Source organism: Candidatus Zixiibacteriota bacterium (assembly GCA_026397505.1).
GTDB lineage: Bacteria > Zixibacteria > MSB-5A5 > GN15 > PGXB01 > JAPLUR01.
In genome coordinates this window covers 1-15,627 of record JAPLUR010000039.1, presented here as the reverse complement: position 1 = coordinate 15,627, position 15,627 = coordinate 1, and the positions used below count along the sequence as shown (strand labels likewise).

General features: G+C 51.3%; 14 protein-coding genes and 1 pseudogene. 5 read left to right on the top strand and 10 right to left on the bottom strand.

Annotation, left to right across the window (positions count from 1 at the left end):
* The 5 genes and pseudogenes from NT002_02205 (at position 1) to NT002_02185 (ending at position 6,341) form a co-directional block, all read left to right on the top strand.
* A pseudogene (locus NT002_02205) lies at positions 1 to 614 on the top strand (GDP-mannose 4,6-dehydratase).
* Positions 598 to 1,566 (top strand): GDP-mannose 4,6-dehydratase, encoded by a 969-nt coding sequence (locus NT002_02200; GenBank protein MCX6828083.1) that lies wholly within the window; start codon positions 598 to 600, stop codon positions 1,564 to 1,566. Before NT002_02205 ends, NT002_02200 begins: the two are co-directional and overlap by 17 nt.
* A gap of 20 nt (positions 1,567 to 1,586) precedes the next feature.
* On the top strand, positions 1,587 to 2,894 hold the full coding sequence (locus tag NT002_02195) for a nucleotide sugar dehydrogenase (protein MCX6828082.1): 1,308 nt from the start codon (positions 1,587 to 1,589) through the stop codon (positions 2,892 to 2,894).
* 157 nt (positions 2,895 to 3,051) lie between these two features.
* Complete coding sequence (locus NT002_02190) at positions 3,052 to 4,899, top strand: HEAT repeat domain-containing protein (protein ID MCX6828081.1); 1,848 nt, start codon at positions 3,052 to 3,054, stop codon at positions 4,897 to 4,899.
* Entirely contained in the window at positions 4,899 to 6,341 is a 1,443-nt protein-coding gene (locus NT002_02185; GenBank protein MCX6828080.1) for an HD domain-containing protein, read from the top strand. Before NT002_02190 ends, NT002_02185 begins: the two co-directional genes overlap by 1 nt.
* A 10-nt stretch (positions 6,342 to 6,351) precedes the next feature.
* Here NT002_02185 and NT002_02180 read toward each other — a convergent pair whose 3' ends face one another.
* From NT002_02180 to NT002_02135, 10 genes are all read right to left on the bottom strand, one after another.
* The gene (locus NT002_02180; GenBank protein ID MCX6828079.1) at positions 6,352 to 6,927 is read right to left on the bottom strand and encodes a DUF5683 domain-containing protein; all 576 of its coding nucleotides are present in this window, start codon (positions 6,925 to 6,927) and stop codon (positions 6,352 to 6,354) included.
* Positions 6,928 to 6,936: 9 nt separating this feature from the next.
* A complete protein-coding gene (locus NT002_02175) occupies positions 6,937 to 7,857 on the bottom strand; it encodes a diacylglycerol kinase family protein (protein ID MCX6828078.1) in 921 nt (306 codons plus the stop codon).
* Between the two features lie 20 nt (positions 7,858 to 7,877).
* Positions 7,878 to 8,633 (bottom strand): hypothetical protein, encoded by a 756-nt coding sequence (locus tag NT002_02170; protein ID MCX6828077.1) that lies wholly within the window; start codon positions 8,631 to 8,633, stop codon positions 7,878 to 7,880.
* Between the two features lie 65 nt (positions 8,634 to 8,698).
* On the bottom strand, positions 8,699 to 9,598 hold the full coding sequence (locus NT002_02165; GenBank protein ID MCX6828076.1) for a hypothetical protein: 900 nt from the start codon (positions 9,596 to 9,598) through the stop codon (positions 8,699 to 8,701).
* 4 nt (positions 9,599 to 9,602) lie between these two features.
* The gene (locus tag NT002_02160; protein ID MCX6828075.1) at positions 9,603 to 11,291 is read right to left on the bottom strand and encodes a 4Fe-4S binding protein; all 1,689 of its coding nucleotides are present in this window, start codon (positions 11,289 to 11,291) and stop codon (positions 9,603 to 9,605) included.
* Positions 11,292 to 12,245: a DUF362 domain-containing protein gene (locus NT002_02155; GenBank protein MCX6828074.1), complete on the bottom strand. Its 954-nt coding sequence runs from the start codon at positions 12,243 to 12,245 to the stop codon at positions 11,292 to 11,294.
* Positions 12,246 to 12,268: 23 nt separating this feature from the next.
* Positions 12,269 to 13,141 (bottom strand): decaprenyl-phosphate phosphoribosyltransferase, encoded by an 873-nt coding sequence (locus tag NT002_02150; GenBank protein MCX6828073.1) that lies wholly within the window; start codon positions 13,139 to 13,141, stop codon positions 12,269 to 12,271.
* 50 nt (positions 13,142 to 13,191) lie between these two features.
* The gene (locus NT002_02145) at positions 13,192 to 13,827 is read right to left on the bottom strand and encodes an EpsI family protein (GenBank protein MCX6828072.1); all 636 of its coding nucleotides are present in this window, start codon (positions 13,825 to 13,827) and stop codon (positions 13,192 to 13,194) included.
* Positions 13,824 to 14,660 (bottom strand): exosortase/archaeosortase family protein, encoded by an 837-nt coding sequence (locus NT002_02140; protein MCX6828071.1) that lies wholly within the window; start codon positions 14,658 to 14,660, stop codon positions 13,824 to 13,826. Before NT002_02140 ends, NT002_02145 begins: the two co-directional genes overlap by 4 nt.
* A gap of 137 nt (positions 14,661 to 14,797) precedes the next feature.
* Positions 14,798 to 15,627: hypothetical protein (locus tag NT002_02135; protein ID MCX6828070.1), on the bottom strand; the 830-nt coding region annotated here is incomplete at its 5' end.

The window sequence follows — 15,627 nt, the reverse complement described above, 5'->3', positions numbered from 1 at the left end:
ATCAGGCCTCCTCATCTGAAATGTTCGGAAAAGTCCGGCAGGTTCCCCAGACCGAGGAGACCCCGTTTTATCCCCGTTCACCCTACGGCGTGGCCAAAGCCTATGGCCATTTTATCACGATCAATTATCGTGAAAGCTATGGCATACACGCCAGCTCCGGGATTCTTTTCAATCATGAGTCCCCCCGCCGCGGCCTCGAATTTGTCACCCGCAAAATTACCGATGGCGCCGCCCGGATAAAATTAGGACTGGCCGAGAAACTTGTTCTGGGAAATCTCGATGCCGAGCGCGACTGGGGTTTCGCCGGGGATTATGTCAAAGCGATGTGGCTGATGCTTTAGGAGGAAAAGCCGGGAACCTACGTAATTGCAACCGGCAAGAGCCATTCAGTCAAAGACTTTGTCGAAGTATCGTTTGGCTATCTAAATCTTGATTATCTTGACTACGTCGTGACCGATCCCCGTCTGGTGCGCCCGGCCGAAGTGGACCAGCTTCGGGGCGATGCCTCCCGCGCCCAAAAGGATTTGGGGTGGAAGCCGGAGGTTGATTTCGAGGGGCTGGTTAAGATGATGGTCGATGCCGATCTGGAAAGACTCCGTGCCAAGAAAAAGTAAGGCCATAATTACCGGGGTTGCCGGCTTTGCCGGTTCCTACCTCGCTGAAAAACTTCTCTCCGAAGGATTGGAAATCTACGGCCTCCTTGCACCACCTGAAAAGACCGATAATATCGCGCAGATTTCTCGGCAGATACATCTCGACCGCTTTGATCTGACTAATCGGGCGAAGATGGCCGCTTATGTTAAGAAAATCAAACCGGACTATATCTTCCATCTGGCCGCTATGGCCTCGGTGGGGCAATCGCTCCAGTTTGAGCGACTGACTTATGAGGTGAATATCTTCGGAACACTGAACCTTCTCGAGGCGGCCATGGCCGCCCGGAATTTGCGTAAGTTCCTGCTGGTTGGCTCCGCCGACAGCTACGGAATAATCAAGCCCAAAGGAAAAATTATAAAAGAAACTGATCCATTCCAGCCGGTATCCCCCTATGGAATATCCAAAGCGGCGGCGGAATATCTGGCCGGGTATTATTTACATCAATATCATATTCCGGTCGTGATTGCCCGTAGTTTCAACCATACCGGCCCGCGGCAGAGTGATAATTTTGCCATCCCATCATTCTGCCGGCAGATTGCCGAAATTGAGCATGGCCTGCGTAAACCTCAAATGGCCGTAGGCGACCTCTCGGCCCGGCGCGACTTATCCGATGTCCGCGATATCGTGGAGGGGTATTTTCTCCTCGTCCAAAAAGGCAAACCGGGCGAAGTGTATCATCTCTGCTCCGGGCGAACCGTTTCCATCAAATCGGTTCTGGAAAAGCTCCTGAGAATGTCGAAGATAAAAATAAGAAAAGTAATTGATGAAAATCGTCTGAGAAAATCCGATATTCCCGTATTAAAGGGTGACAACAGGAAAGCTGTCCGGGAATTGGATTGGAAACCCCTATACAGCTTGGAAAAAACATTGAAAGATACTCTCGACTACTGGCGGGAGAAGGTCACTGAATAGATTTTTGGGAAGGTGCCAATATGATAAAGAATCTGATGAAGAAACTGGATGACCGCACGGCTAAAGTCGGTATTATCGGACTTGGGTATGTCGGTCTTCCCTTAGCCATAGAGTTCGCTGAGCAGGGATTCAAAGTCATCGGCTTTGATATTTCCGAGGCGAAGGTCAGGCTCATCAATGCCGGCAAGTCGGATATTGATGATGTCCCCGATAGCAGGGTGTCGGCTCTGGTAAAAGCAGGAAAGCTCTCGGCGACGGCCGATCCGAAATTGATCAAGCAGGTCGATACCATCTCCATCTGTGTCCCGACTCCTCTTTCCAAGACCAAAGACCCTGATGTCAGCTATATTCTGGCGGCTGTCAAGTGGGTGAAAGATTATCTCCACAAAGGGATGCTGATTATTTTGGAATCGACCACCTATCCCGGCACCACCGAGGACCTGATTCTGCCGATTCTGCACGAGACCGGTCTCAAAGTGGGGAAAGATTTTTTCCTGGCTTTCTCTCCGGAGCGGGTTGACCCCGGGAACCTGAAATTTACGACCAAGAATACCCCGCGTGTGGTGGGCGGCATAACGCCCAGTTGTACCAAGGCGGCCAAGGCTTTCTATGAAAATGTGGTGGGCAAGGTACAGCCGATGTCATCGACCAAGGCGGCCGAGATGGTCAAGCTTCTCGAAAATACTTTCCGTTCGGTTAATATCGGTCTGGTGAATGAGATGGCCCTGATGTGCGACCGGCTAAAACTTGATGTTTGGGAAATAATTGATGCCGCATCCTCCAAACCGTTCGGTTTCATGCCCTTCTATCCCGGCCCGGGACTGGGCGGACATTGTATCCCGATCGACCCGCACTATCTCTCCTGGAAACTGAAAAGCCTGAATTACTATGCCCGCTTTATCGAACTGGCCGGCGATATCAATTCGCATATGCCGGAATATGTTATTGACCGGATCCGCCGGATTCTTAACGATAACGACCGCGCCGTCAAAGGAACCAATATTCTGGTTCTGGGGGTCGCCTATAAGAAAGATATCAAGGACCTGCGCGAATCACCGGCGCTCGATGTCATCAAGCTTCTCCAGAGTGAAGGGGCGAAGGTATTCTACAATGACCCATTTGCTCCGAAAATAAAATGGAATAATTCTTATCTCCATTCCACAAAGCTGACTCCGGCGTTGATGCAGAAGGCCGATATGACCGTGATTCTCACCGACCACACCACGTATGATTATCAGTGGGTGGTTGACCATTCCAAATTGATTTTTGATACACGCAACGCTACCAAGAGAGTCCGCACCGGCCGGAAGAAAATATATCTTCTTTAAGCCTCTGGGGAATCCTGCCGAGGCGGGATTCCCCTTTTTGTTATTTTGTTGATTACTAAAAGGTTGCGATTCATTTCGTCATCCCCAAAAACTGAAATTTCCGCCTGAATTGCCGATAAATATATACTGCAGGCCCTCTTTTGAGGAAAAGATAAGAATGCCCGAAAATCTGTCCGAACAATTGCTGAAAGATCTCTCACGGCTGCTGGCCGATTTGATGAAGATCATCAAAGTGGTGGCGGTCTATCCGGAAAATAATCCTTTGCCGGCCAAACTGAAAGAATCGTTCAGCGAAAGATTCTCCGATTTGATTAAAGAGACCGGCGGCCTGGTTTTTGCGGTCGCGCAAAACAATCTGGTCTGGCAGAATCGAACGGTGTATGAAGACCGCTCAGCCGACGAGGCGCTGGCTCAGCTATTCCACCATGCCGGGATCACCGAAATATCATTTTCCTCCGAATTTGGTCTTCAGGAAGCCAATCTGTTTTTCCGAACCATGAAGACCTTTGTCAATCGGGAGGGGGGAGCCTCCGACCTGGTGGCCCTTCTCTGGCAGGCGCACATTCCCGGATTCGACTATTGTACCGTCGATGATTTTATTCTGCGGGAGTACGACGGCGGCATGATGGTACAGGAAAAAGGAGACGCGGGCGATCCCCTTACGGGTGGTAAGACAGAGAACGATGATGGCGGTCGGATAGTATATTCTAGTATTTTTCTCGATGATGACGGGTCGGTCGAGACCGAGTCCGCCCCGCCGACGCCGGGCTTTGGATTTGTGCCCGGAACAAGACCGCTTTTCCAGATGGGCGAGGGAATGGCCGAGCGCAAGATGGGATTGAATGCGGCGCCCTCCCTGAGCGGCGCCACCCTGCCGAATACCGCCCTTATTCTCAATGATGCTTTTGCGATGGATGAACTGGACAAGGATAAGGTAGACGAAATTCTCCGCCGCGATGCCGAATTCGAACCTTACCGCTCATCCATGGATCTCCTCCGCGAAGTTGTGGCCCAGGAAGACGATGCCGCCGAATTCGCCGAAACATTAATGACCCTTGAAAAGATGCAATCGGAATTTCTGAAGACGGGACAGCTGGCCGCGGCCGGCGAGATTCTCTCCTTTCTTCAGGAACTTAATCATCCGGCCGGAGGTCGCCGCCGGTACTGGCCGGAAAAAATCAAAGACGCCCTTGCGATGGCCGGTAGCAAAGAGAGGCTTGAAATTCTGGGAGCGATGCTCAACAGCAACGCCGGTATTACGGCCGAGGAAATCGAAAAATACCTGAATCATTTCGGTTGGGAAGCGCTCTCGGCGGTCACGGGGCTTTTGGGTGAGTTGGAGCATCGCCATCACCGCGAGGCGATCTGCCGCTATCTGACCCTGGCCGGGAAAGAGCATATTGATATTATTTCGAGGGGCATATTTGACCGCCGCTGGTTTGTTGTCCGTAATTCGGTCTCCGTGCTGGCCGCCATCGGTGGTGAGAAGGCCTTCAGCTATCTGGAGAAGGCAATTACCCATAATGAAGCAAGGGTGCGCCAGCAGATAATCAAAGGCCTGGCAGGTATGAAAGATCCGCAGGCGGTCGAAATTCTGGCGCGGCTGGTTTGGGATTCCGATGCCGTGGTCAGTCAGGCCGCCCTCGAGACAATTTTTCATTTGAATAGCGATGCCGTGCTTGATGCCGTCACAACCATCATCAACGATGACCGTATCGCCACCCTCAGCGCTCCCGACCAGGAAAATCTTCTGATTACATATTCCCGCCTTGGCGGTGAACAGGCCGCCGTCTATCTCGGGACTCTTATTTCCGGCTGGAAGCTGTTTATGAGAGAAGTCGATGATTTCTATCAGAAAATGGCCTTCAAGGCGCTGGGATATAACAAGTCGGAGAAGGCCGAAAGAATACTCCTGAAATATAATCGATCCTGGAGCCGCCGGATACGCAAAATGGCCGCTGAGGCGATGGCCTGCCGCCGTCGGGCCATTTATGGAGATAAATGATGTCAGTCGCCAAACTTGAAAAAGAACGGCTCGAAATTGCCGGAAAAGACGACCAGTCGCTGATAAACGCCCTCTTCATTCTTTTCAAAACCGCTCAGTATGTCGAGGCCAGCAATGCCACTTATCTGACCCAGTCCTCGAAATTCTATGTCATTTTCAGGCGGCTGGCGGAGGAATATGGAAAGATTTCTGTCAAGGCGATTGACGGGCGGATATTCATCTGCGATAAACTGGTCAAGTTTGACAGCGATGGTCTGGTGCGGGCGCGAAATGTCATGGACAGCTGGCACCTGCTCGGCATCGGCGGCATGATCCTCGATGACTCCCTCGATAATCGCAAGCTTGATAAGTTCATTCACCTTCTGGCAACCATCAAACTTCGCGAAAACAACATGGAGTCAATTTCCCAGAGACTGATTGATTTGGGAATTGACGGCATAACGCTTCTGAGTATCGAAGAGAAAGAGAAGAAGCCGGCTCTTTCGCTGGAGAAACGAACGATTCTGAAGCGGGCCGCCCGCGCGAATTTTTTCCGGGCCATCTCCGTGGTCGAGGATGTCATGGCGCGTGCCGCCGAGAATCGCGAGGTTGACTTGGGACAGGCCAAGCGGGTTGTACATTCCATGATCGACCAGATTGCCGAGGAGGAGTCGTATTTGATAGAGTTGACCTCAATCCGCGATTTCGATGAATATACTTATGCCCACAGCACCAATGTCTGTGTCTATGCCCTGACTATCGGAGTCCGCCTGGGGTTGGAACGCCAACGTCTTTCGGAGCTCGGCTTTGCCGCCTTGTTCCATGACATCGGCAAAGTGAAACTCCCCGGCGATCTTATCCGCAAACCGGATGCCTATGATGAAAACGACTGGATACAAATGCAGCGGCACCCCCGGCTGGGGGCCAAGACGATTCTGCGCAACCTTCGCTTTGATAGGCATGTGGCGCGGGCCGCGCGAGCGGCCATGGAACATCATATCAACGAAGATTTCACCGGGTATCCTTCGCTAATTGAGAAGCGACCGACCAACCTCTTCTCAAAGATTATTTCGATCGTCGATACTTTTGATGCTCTAAGTTCCGGACGGGTTTATCTCAAGAAGGCTATCCCGCCGGATGAAGTCCTGCGGAAAATGATGTATCAGATGTCGGTGAAATTCGATGCTTTTCTGCTCAAGCTGTTTGTCAACGTCGTCGGCATCTATCCGGCCGGAACGATGATCCTTCTCTCTTCCGATGAACTGGCCGTCGTTTCCAAAACCAATCCGGCGAACCTCTCCCGCCCCTGCGTCCGTATTGTCGGCGACCGCAGCGGTCCTTTCAAAGAATATCCGGACCTTGACCTGGCGCAGGCGGAAAATGCCTCACGCAAGATCGTACGGATAATCGATCCGGCCAAATATAAAATAGATTTGAAGAACTTTATTTTATCCGACCGCTAAAAGCAGCCGGTTAAAAATTGTAACTGATTCTCACGCCGAAATCGGATTTTTCATCCGCGCCCGCATCAAAAGAGAGCCCCTTGGGGTACTTGGGAAAACGGGCCAGATGCGCATCCACATAAGCATCAAACATCGAGATAAATATGGTCACCCCGGTCATCCAGGAGTAGAAATTGCGGTCATCCTTATCCCGCCGATACTTGGTATAAAGGACACCCTTAGTAATATCATCAGGGGCGGTGTCAAAGGCTTTCTTGGCATCCGCAGTCCGGTGGGCGTAGCGTACCAGATTGGCGATCAAATAAGTCTCGGTGGCGATGACAATTCCCGCCTTGAGGTACTTGCCGTTTCCCAGCTGTCCCCATCCAGGAACCAGAATCGACTTGAATAAGGCCGCGGTCGGATTTTGTGTTTTGCTGCTGTCAAGCGGGCGATCAACATAGTAGGCCTCAACCATCAGGCCCGGCGTGGAAATGATCTTGGTAGTATCGTTCGGAGGGAGGGAATCGTTCGTTGGTTGTGCCGCTGCTGTGCCCGCCACCAAAAGCAGAAAGAGACTTATGGCTATCAGAATAGAGTACCGCACCGTCTCCCCCTATTCTTTCTTCTTTTGATAAATCCTGATTTTCTTCTCGAAGATTTCGATTTCCAGAGTATCCGTGCGGCAGGTTGTGATCTCGCCGTCGATATAAAGCTTTTTTCCTTTGACCGGCGCAATCGATATTTTGCCTCCCCGAAACATTCTTATTTCATCCGAGTAGAGATATTTCTTCTTATAAATCTGCCGGATAAAGCTGCTGAGGATCGCCTTTCCCTGTCCGATATCGAAAATAATCTCCCCTTTGCCGTCCTCATCAAGCGAGGGTGAAACAAGAGGCAAACCAAGAGTGTAAGAAAGAAGGTTCAAATTTAAGAGCACCGGGCTGATATTGAATCGGAAAGCATCTATCTTAATCAAATACTCCTGCGGGCTGACCGCCGCCGCCGCGGCAGCGGTATAGCGCGACCAGCTTATCCCGAAACGGGGAATCCCTTTCTTATCAAGAAGCTCATGCAGTTCGGGAACGAGTCCCAGGCCGACCGAACCGAGAAAGAAACGGCCTCCGGCGAGTCCGTGATCGATCGAACGGCTCTGACGGGAAAGAATATGTTTCACCGCCGTGGCCGCGTCCGGGTCGCCAAGAAGGGAGCGGTAAAAATTGTTGAATCGACCAAGGGGGAAAATCCCCAGGCCGGGAGAGCGCCGGATGAGATGCTGGGCCGCCAGGTTGACGGTACTGTCGCCGCCGCAGGCAATGACCCCTTCGGGACGGGTGTTTATGATCCGTTTGACCTGAAAAACGGCCTCCTCGGCCGAAGAGGGCTCCAAGAGACGATACTCCAGACCGGCACGAGACAATTCCCCGGTCAGAAATTCCACTTTCTTTTTGGAATATCCGGCCGCCTGGTGATTGACCAGCAGATAAAAAAGCGGCCGATAACGCGGTTTATTATCTCTTCCCTGAAACCGTCTCATGCCGGTTGAGTGCATTTTTTCTATTCTATTTTCTGCAGAACCAATTTTGCGACCGGCTTGCCGCTGCTCGGATCTGTCGCTTCAAACATCACCGGGAGATTGTTCTTCTCTCGGCAGTAATAAGTAAAGTTGATCGCGCCAACATCACCGAGGCTTCTCACTTTAGCACATTTGAAAGTTCCGGCCGGTGTCGTGATCGTTGTATCGGTCAGAACCGAATCACCTTCCTCAAAAACCGTCACCGGCTGCCCGGTAAACGAAATAAAATTCACCATATTGAATTTTCGGGTCGTCCCCGTCTTGAACTCGGAATTGCGGGAGGTCAGCGCCGCGCCGACACTGGTGGTCAAATTGGCCGGAAAATATAACGTGCCGGAAGGTATAATCGGGCTGCTGGAAACTATTTCGATACTATCTTTGACCGCTTTGGCCGTAATGAGAATGGAATCGGTGCCAAGCTGAGCCACCGCCTCCGGCGGAAGTTTGAAGAAATTCTCCGATGAAATGAATTTCATGTCCTCGGCCCGATATTTCTCGGTCGTTTTCACTTTCATCGACTGGGAGGGAACATCAAGAGTCTGCACCAGCGTGAACGCAGGCGCCGGGCCGGTCGACTTGGTAATCTCTATATGGACATGATTGGTAATTTCCGAAGGGACGTAAATGGTCATGTCGTAGTCGAGCTTTTCACTCTTGCCGGCCGGCCAGTTGGCCGAAAAAGGACCAGCCATGGTCGCCACCGCCAAAAGAAAAAGGCACAGCAGTCGAATTATCATTTTTCCTCCTTAAAAGAATTATTATAGGGGCTATATACCTATCTCCGCCCGGCTTGGCAAGCTATTTATTGCAGCGAATTGAGCCAGTCCGCCAGAAAGGCCTTATGAGATTCCCTGTAATTGAGCATCCCCAGAAGCTTACCTCCTTTGAGTCCCGCGATTATATTCCCGTTGAAGCTATCATTAATCAGGAAAACGCGCGCCGAATCATAGCTGAGACTGTCGGGGGAAGTGGCCATCTTCCCCAGTTGTACGGCATATTCCGACCACTGCAGATATTTATCCCCGACATCATCGCGGGAAAGAAAAAGACTGACCGTGTCGCTGCCGATAAGGTAATCCTGAGAATAAACCCGGGTCAGGAATTTGTGGCCCAGAAATGACCGGGCATAATATTTATCCCGCGTGCCCATGGCATTGGTAGGAGGAAATAGTTTGAAAGGATTGGGACGAACCGTGGCTCCCGGAACAGTATTATTCAACTCCTGCGCCAGGTCCGCCAGAGTTTTGTTGGCCGCCTCGGTCTCCTCATAGGTCATCAGCCGAACCAGATAAGACCCTTTAACAAAGATAATACTCGATGGGGCCGTGAAACCCTCCACTCCCAGCAGGACTATGGTCGGCTTGTCCGTCCGGAGCATACCGTACAATCCATAGGCATCGGTGGCATCATCAAAGCGATAAATATCGATGACCATTTCCGTCGTTCCGATTTTATAATCAGCCGTGGCCACTTCTATAAAATTATACAGATGATACATCTCGGCGCCGCCGTCGATATACTCCCAGAGAGCATTGTCGGCGAAAGTGCGGATATCGCCGGTGCGCTGCATCCCCAGCTTCTCAAACGATTTGGGGAGAAGTTTCCCGGCGTCAACATCCTCAATCCCGTCCTTTTTGGAACAGGTGAGCAGAAACAAAACGGCCGGAAGTGTAATCAGTATCATAAGCCGGGCGTATCTCATTTTATTATCCTTTCCTGATATTGCTCTGAGCGATACCTTTTCGCTGCAAAAGTATTTGATTCTCCGCCGAGCGGGATTCGCCGATGGAGGTTATGTATATCGCCGCCCTGTCGACCACCGGGCAGGCGAACTCGCAGGCGCCGCAGCCGGTGCACAGGTCCGGGTCGATATGCGGCTGTTTTACTTTGATGCCGTTGCCGCGCCGGTCGTAAACCGTCTCCTCGCGAAGATAGACCGCTTTGGGCGAGGTCGGGCACCATTCCTCGCAGACAATGCATGGTTTGGCCATGGCCCAGGGGAGACATCGTCCTTTATCGATGAAAGCGGTGCCGATCCGGTTGGGTGTAATATCGGCCCCACCCACTTTCTGCTTCAAAGTCAACTCGACAATCGCGCCGGTCGGGCAGACCTGCCCGCAGAGAGTACAGGTCGGCTCGCAGTAGCCGATGCGGGCAATCAATATTGGGCTCCAGATTCCCTCCAGGCCCGCCTCCATGAGAGTCGGATGCAATGCATTATTGGGGCAGACCCTCATACACTGCCCGCAGCGGATACAGCGGGCGATAAAGTCCTCCTCGGCGGCCGAACCGGGCGGGCGGATCAGAAGCGAATTGGCATTCACCGCAAAGGCATCGCCCGAGCGCAGCAGCGGCAGAAGCGCAACGCCGCCGGCCAGCGAAGCGATTACTTTACGGCGGGATATATCTACTTTTTGCACCGGCGCCGGATTGGTTCTGGTAAGGTTATGCTCGGGGAGAAACTTGAATTTCAATGCCGATGTAGGGCAAAGTCCCTGGCAGTTAAGGCAGAGATGACATTCCGCCTGATGCCACGGCGCACCGATGTCGGGATTATCTGCTCCCTGGCAATGCAGCAGACATTCATTGCAGTGGGTGCAGGCCGGTTCGTTTTTCTGCAGACCGAATATAGCGTAGCGCGAGAATATCCCCAGCATCGCCCCCAGCGGGCAGATACCGCGGCACCAGAATCGGGTGAAAATGCGGTTCAGTATCATCACTGCGACAAAAAGAAATCCGATCGTCAGAATGGTATGAAAATGCGCCTGGCGGAAAGTCAGAAAAAGCGGAGCCATCAGATCATAGGCAAACTGCGCCGCCGTCGATAGCGGCCCCAACCCGAATGATTTGACCCAGCCCAATATTCCCGAGGCGGCCGTATGAATAGTCGGCAGGACGACCGTCCCGATGGAACGGGCCAGAAACGGCAACGGATCGAGAAGACCGATCTGAAGTGTTCCGAAAAGCGCTGCGGTAATAAAAAAGAAAAAGATATAGTACTTGATTCGCTGATATTTCTTGTAGCGATTCGACTCGATTTTCCGCCCCCCTTTGCGGCGCGCCCTTTCCGAGGGAAATTCCGATATCCAGTGATTCAGCGAACCGAGCGGGCAAACCCAGCCGCAGAAAAAGCGTCCGATGAAAATAGTTGGAATCAAAATAACCAGCGACCAGAGAATCCCTTTGAAAAGAGTCCCGTTGGCCAGAAGCGTTCCCAGCGCGGTAAGCGGATCAAACTGGAGCGCAATCGAAACCGGCAGGGGAAGCGTTATCTCATCCGGATTGGCCGGATTAAAATTAACCTGGAAATTGGTCTTCAGTATCAGCCAGAAAAATGTGAGAAAGAAAACGACCTGTGATATCCGGCGAAGATTCCTTACGGTCGCGATAGTCATCTAGATAATTTCCTTATAACCGGCCGCCCGGTAATCAATCATGCCAAGACCGCTTTTGGCCGCCAGTATGATATGGCTCACTTTATCCCCGGTCAGTCCCAGAAACTCCGCCCCGCGCGAATCGGCCGCCACCTGGTCGGTGGTGCAGAAAACGGTATCGGCAACAAATACATCATCCAGAGAGCCGCCCTGCGGGCCGCCGCGGGTCAGCACGCGAGTGGCATCAACCACCACCAGAGTCGGGCGGCAGAAAGCGGCCAGATCGACAATTGATTGGTCAATTTGCTGGTGCAACTGGTTGCGCCGTCCCCCCAGTATGCCGTAAAGGTTTTTCATCCCGATGGTGCACGAAGACAAAGAATGCTGTTTGACAATCGGCATGTTTATCAGCCGGTCGGTATCCACAAACGGTTTCAGTACCGGCCAGACGGTCAGCAACTCACCTTTCAAATCGGTTTTGACAAATTCATCATCATCGGGAAGAATCACTTTGGCGCCGGCTTTTTCGGCTGCCTCCTTGATACCGGAGCGAAGAAAACATCGGCGCGGGTCGTTGCAGGAAATATCGGTGACAATCACCTTTGCGGCGCCGGCCACCAGGCAGAGCCGTACCATTTCGGCCACCAGAACCGGGTTGGTATTGGCTCCCTGAGCCGGAGTTCTATCCCAACCTATGTTCGGCTTGATAGTCACCCGGTCGCCCGGACGGATAAACCGTTTTATTCCCCCCATGGCATCAAGTGAGGCATTCAAAGCGGCCACATGGTCGTTGTTTTTGGCCAGAGCCATTCCCGGAAAAGCACTATCCGCCGGTACGGCGAAATCGCCGGTTTTGGCCATCAGGCGGTCATAAGTGAATTTCTGCCGATTATTAAATAATAGTCCCGTTCCCCCGGTTATGGCCGCCAGAGCCAGAGCCTGCCCGGTCTTTTTCAGAAATTCGCGCCGTTCCATAAATCAATGTAATGATAATCTTTTTAGTGAATATACAGGATAATTACCACCGAGGCAAGCCACAGGAGGACATCGAGCAGGAGCGGCCGGTCGGTCAATAGAAGCGTCGTCGGCGACCCGCCCTGTTCCTCCTTATGCACCAAATAGAGGTAACGGAAAATACCATAAATGACAAACGGTATGGTTAGATACAGATACTGCGTATGGAGCTTGGCTCTGACATCGGAAGAAAGAGTATAGAACAGATAGGTAATGACCGTTGAGGCGGTGACGACCCCGATCAATTGATCCAGCAAATAGGGGGAATATTTTTCGAGGATTTTTCGGTGCGCCCCGGCCTCATCCTGAAGAAAGATAAGCTCGTGCCTTCTTTTCCCCAGCGCCAGGAAAAGGGCCAGAACAAAAGTAGTAATAAGGAGCCATCCGGAAAATTCCACCTCGATAGCGACCGCCCCGGCCAGAGCGCGAAGAACAAATCCGGCCGCGATTGTCATGACATCGATTATGACAATATTTTTCAACAGAACCGTATAGAGCAGGTTCAAACCCAGATAGCAGGCCGAGACAAGCAGCAGATTCCTGTTTATGGAAAATGAAATCAGCAGTCCGATTATGGCAAATAGAATCGACAGAGAAGAGGCCATGCCGATCGAAACAACTCCGGCGGCCAATGGGCGGTCTTTCTTGAGAGGATGCTGGCGATCACGATCGCGATCAAAAATATCATTGAAAACATAGACGGCGGAGGAAAGAAAGCAGAAAGCAATCGTTGCTTCCAGGGCGGCCTGCAGCAAGGACAGATCTGATGCCTTGCCCGCGAAAATGAGCCCGGCCAGAACGACACCGTTCTTGATCCACTGCGGGGGGCGAATGAGATAAAAGATATTTTTCAGCATCAGGCTGAAGATTAGCCTCTTTTTGATAGAATTTCAAGTGAAATGTTGGTCTAAAAGGGGAGAGATTTGGCTATATAGGAATAGAATGTGTCAAGAAAACGAACCCCTCGCGCCACCGCATTTTTGATATCCCCATCGGGGGCATCTACTGTCAACCGGACAATAGCCGCATCGGTCGGGCGAAAGAGAAGAGAATTTTTTACCAAATCAAGTTTCAGTCCATACTCGCTTCGGATCGACCCGGAACGGGTCTGATACCAGTAAAACATGACCGATTTATATTCCCCATTGGTGATAGTCAGAAGGTTGACCTCTATTGAGGTTCCATCCGGCAGTTTGAGCCGATATGGCCGAATCGTTTCAATCCGCCAGCCGCCGCCGGGCAGGCAGTGCTTTGGCGAATGTATCTGACTGCCGTATTTCTGCGACTTGAAATAGGCCACAAAAAGATTATCCCGGCTCTGGTCGCTCCCCACATAATCACGGAAGATACTGGTATCGGCCTTAAGAACCTCATAAGTGGACTCATCCAGAACAATTTCCTTCCCGACATACTGCTCCAGTTGTCCCGGAATCAGAGAAAAATCAGGCCCCTTATCGGGAAGCCGTCCCGTGTAACGGAGGATATTCCCGAAAATGCCGCCGATAATAATCAGCGCTATGGCGAGAAAATAATGATTCTTCATTTGAACACCTTCCTCAATATAGCGCCGAAAATCAGCAAAAAGATAAAGGCAATAACAAAGACCGTGGCTCCCATAATCGAATGAATCGGCTCCTCGGTAATATTCAATTCAGTCGTATAAACGATCAGAGCGGTGATAAAGACCCGGAAGACATTGCCGAGAACGGCAATTGGTATGGTCGAGAGGAATAAAATCAATTTGGCCGAAAATCTTTTTTGGGTCAGATAGGCATAAATAGCCCCCAGCGCCAGAAGCGAGACCAGTGAGCGCATCCCGGAACAGGCCTCGGCTACCTCAAGAGAATGCTCGGGAAGGTGAATAATGTTTCCTTGCCGCACCACCGGCATCCCGATGAGGTTGAGAACCGCCACGGTCACTTTGCTGGCCAGAAGCTGCATCGGGAAAGTGGCCGAAAAATAGATAACATATGGTATCGGTATCATAAATACCAGAAAGAGAAGCTCAAACCAGGTGCGCTTGATCATCGGCCCGCCGAAGAAATAGAGCGCCAGTCCGAAGATTATCACCACCAGCGAAATCCGAACCGTGAAATATTCCGAGGCGCCGTTTCCCAGAATGAAAAGGATCAATCCGGCGATAATGATCGCCAGGCCCGCTTTGCTGGAGCATATCTCTATCGCCGCCAGCTCTTTCCGTTTCCGCCAGATAAGATAAGCCGAAATAATCGGCACCAGAAAACCGTGGGAATAGTTGCTGTCGGTAGCCCAGTCCGAGACCAGGTCTACCAGAGCCGGCAAATAGACCGCCAGCAGAATGGCAGCTATCAGATAGATAAATCTCTTGTCTGTGGTCGGGGCGGTTCGAATTTCCATAATCAACTAATAATATAATCCGATTTTATATAAATCTGAAAAAAAAGATAAAGGCTATTTTTTCGACCGGCCGACGGGAAAATGTGACAATTGGCCCGCCCCTCATTCTTGAAGCGCGACCTATCTCTTGGGGAGATTCAATCCCGGCCTAAAAAGATAAGCGCGTTGTTCAGATAGAAATCAAAATCCTCGGGGAAAGCATGTCCTAATCCCTCAATAATCTCAATCTCAAAAGGGAGTTTGAGTCTTTCAGTTTCGTCAAAGAGCTTCTTCGTCTCGTCCAGATAGGAATCACGGCTGCCGGTGATAATATACCCGCGCAACCGCTTCGAACAACAATTCTCCAGCTGCGCCACTAAACTATCAACATCACCCAGCGCGGGGAGAACCATTAGCACTCTTTGCATTTCCTGAGGAATTTCCTCCAATGCCGTTTCGAGCGCGAGCCGCGCCCCCTGACAGGCGCCGGCAATAATTGACCGGCTCCAATCGATCCGGTAAATCTTCCCCATCTGCTGAAGGTGTGTTCTGATTTCGCTCCGTGCCGCATCGGCGTCATCCCAGCAATATTTATTGCTCCCGGTAATTTGAGATGACTGTGGCACCGCCAGGAGGTAATTCCTCTGAAGCACAGGTTTCTCCCAATGCGAGCTGAACTGGTCGGCGTTATCAAATCGCCAGTGAAGAGTCATAAAAAGAGGAATTTCACTATCAAGGGAAAATTTTGCCGGATGGCATATCTGACACTCGGGCCGGGAATTCTTTCTGGCTTCCGTATATATCGCTTCACATCGTTGCACTATATCCAGAAATCCCGTCTCATTCCTGATATTATCGAAATCGGTTTCCCCCTGAAGCATCTTAGGCCCCCACCAGACACCCCTTTTCAGCCCCTCGGCCAGACATTTGATCGCTTCCTCTTTCCGCCCCAGCAGAGAATGGAAACAGGCAATCCAGAAAATAGTAT

Bases quoted from the DNA above. Each gene is read 5' to 3' on its own strand.
- NT002_02185 (MCX6828080.1), top strand. From the start codon at position 4,899: ATGTCAGTCGCCAAACTTGAAAAAGAACGGCTCGAAATTGCCGGAAAA.
- NT002_02160 (MCX6828075.1), bottom strand. From the start codon at position 11,291: ATGACTATCGCGACCGTAAGGAATCTTCGCCGGATATCACAGGTCGTT.
- NT002_02175 (MCX6828078.1), bottom strand. From the start codon at position 7,857: ATGAGACGGTTTCAGGGAAGAGATAATAAACCGCGTTATCGGCCGCTT.
- NT002_02155 (MCX6828074.1), bottom strand. From the start codon at position 12,245: ATGGAACGGCGCGAATTTCTGAAAAAGACCGGGCAGGCTCTGGCTCTG.
- NT002_02145 (MCX6828072.1), bottom strand. From the start codon at position 13,827: ATGAAGAATCATTATTTTCTCGCCATAGCGCTGATTATTATCGGCGGC.
- NT002_02170 (MCX6828077.1), bottom strand. From the start codon at position 8,633: ATGATAATTCGACTGCTGTGCCTTTTTCTTTTGGCGGTGGCGACCATG.
- NT002_02195 (MCX6828082.1), top strand. From the start codon at position 1,587: ATGATAAAGAATCTGATGAAGAAACTGGATGACCGCACGGCTAAAGTC.
- NT002_02150 (MCX6828073.1), bottom strand. From the start codon at position 13,141: ATGCTGAAAAATATCTTTTATCTCATTCGCCCCCCGCAGTGGATCAAG.
- NT002_02140 (MCX6828071.1), bottom strand. From the start codon at position 14,660: ATGGAAATTCGAACCGCCCCGACCACAGACAAGAGATTTATCTATCTG.
- NT002_02165 (MCX6828076.1), bottom strand. From the start codon at position 9,598: ATGAGATACGCCCGGCTTATGATACTGATTACACTTCCGGCCGTTTTG.
- NT002_02190 (MCX6828081.1), top strand. From the start codon at position 3,052: ATGCCCGAAAATCTGTCCGAACAATTGCTGAAAGATCTCTCACGGCTG.